At 52.5% G+C, this 1494-nt stretch carries 2 protein-coding genes and 1 pseudogene; all 3 read right to left on the reverse strand.

The annotated features are described in order from the left end of the window. Positions 1–183, reverse strand: a 183-nt coding sequence (locus IQ219_RS19560; protein ID WP_194073720.1) for a twin-arginine translocation signal domain-containing protein, incomplete at its 3' end; no start/stop codon positions are given. 74 nt (positions 184–257) lie between these two features. Beyond that, positions 258–1175 carry an NAD(+) kinase gene (locus IQ219_RS19565; RefSeq protein ID WP_190595733.1) on the reverse strand — a complete coding sequence of 306 codons (918 nt, stop codon included), beginning with the start codon at positions 1173–1175 and terminating at the stop codon, positions 258–260. A gap of 99 nt (positions 1176–1274) precedes the next feature. Then, positions 1275–1494: pseudogene (locus tag IQ219_RS19570) on the reverse strand (3-beta hydroxysteroid dehydrogenase); the annotation flags it as partial.

Consider the following 1494-nt stretch of genomic DNA (forward strand, 5'->3'; position numbering starts at 1 on the left):
GTCTTTCCCCTGGGTCAACTGCCGCTGAAATTTGCTAATTAATTTGGGGGGTAGAGAACGATTCTGGAACTGCACCTCTTGGCCATTGCCTTGCCCCGGCGAACATCCCCCCAAACCAGTGGCAACCCCCAGAGCGGTGGCGGTCTGGAGAAAATGGCGGCGGGAGTACGACGGAAGGGGCATAAACAGAACCCTCAAATTAATTGAGTCACTAACCGGAGTGGATTGAGTCAGGCAAATCAGGACAAAAACAGACCCTAGGGCAACTCCACCGAAGTTGGTTTAGCAATGTGGGGCAGACCCCAGCCTAATTTCTCCCGCAGAATACGGAAAAATTCCGGGGTTTGCAAGCGAATGAATTTGGCGGCGTAGGGAGATTTAGATAAATACACCCGGTCCTCTGGCAACACATAGCAACCGCCATTGCCATCCACCACCAGTACCATGCGGTTGGGGGTAGCGGGAAAAATGGTCACCGGCTCCAGGTCAGAAAATACTAAAGCCCGGGAAGCCAGGGAGTGGGGACAGATGGGAGCTAACTGGAAAACCGGCACATCGGGGGTAACCACGGGCCCCCCAGCACTGAGGGAATAGGCCGTGGAACCAGTGGGAGTAGAAACAATGATGCCATCGGCGGCAATGTCCACGGAAGCGTGGTAGCCCACCTGAATTTCAAAATGGCACATGCTGGTCAGGGGTTCCCGGTGCAATACCATCTCATTGAGGGAAAGGGCTTCCCACAACAGCGTCTCCCCCCGCATTAACTGCACCGTCATCATGGAACGGCTTTCAATTTGGTAATCGCCGTTGATTAACTGCTCGATCGCCGTGGGGAGTTGGTTGAGGTAAATTTCTGTCAAAAAGCCCATGTGCCCCGTATTGATGGTCAGCAGGGGAATGCCCAGGGGGGCTAACTGACGAAAGGCCGATAGTACGGTGCCGTCCCCCCCTAGCACGATGGCAAAGGGCATGGACTCATCAAAATGGGGAGGAGTCAAATGTTCGATGCGGGTGTGGCAGATGGGGCGATCGGGCTGGGAATAGCCCAACAGGCCGCCGGACCCAGTTTCCACCACCACAGTGAACCCACTGCTTTGTAGTTGCTCTTGTAATTCTTGGGCAACGCTACAGGCGGTGGGCTTATTGTCGTTGAAAATGATGCCGACTTTTGGCACAGGGGCGAGATCCTAGCGAGTCAGGGAACAGGGAGCGGGCAAACCGAACAGAAAACGAGATTATCTAAAAGTATCAAATTGTCAATCAAACTAGTCAAACTAGAAAAAGAAATTATTTTTCTTCTTTTTGCCATCGGTTTGGGTTGGGTTAACCTCGTAATCCAATTCTTTGAGCTTTTTGATGATGCGCCCAAAGTATTCCTGTAGGTAAGATTCTAGGGTTGTAGTTTCCTTGGGATCAAGGCCAAATTGCTCATACACCGGGGCCATCTCCGCCGTTAGGGCCTTACCACTGGCCAACACTTCCGCAAACGCTAGG

It is taken from the genome of Synechocystis sp. LEGE 06083 (assembly GCF_015207725.1).
In the GTDB taxonomy this organism is placed as follows: domain Bacteria; phylum Cyanobacteriota; class Cyanobacteriia; order Cyanobacteriales; family Microcystaceae; genus Synechocystis; species Synechocystis salina.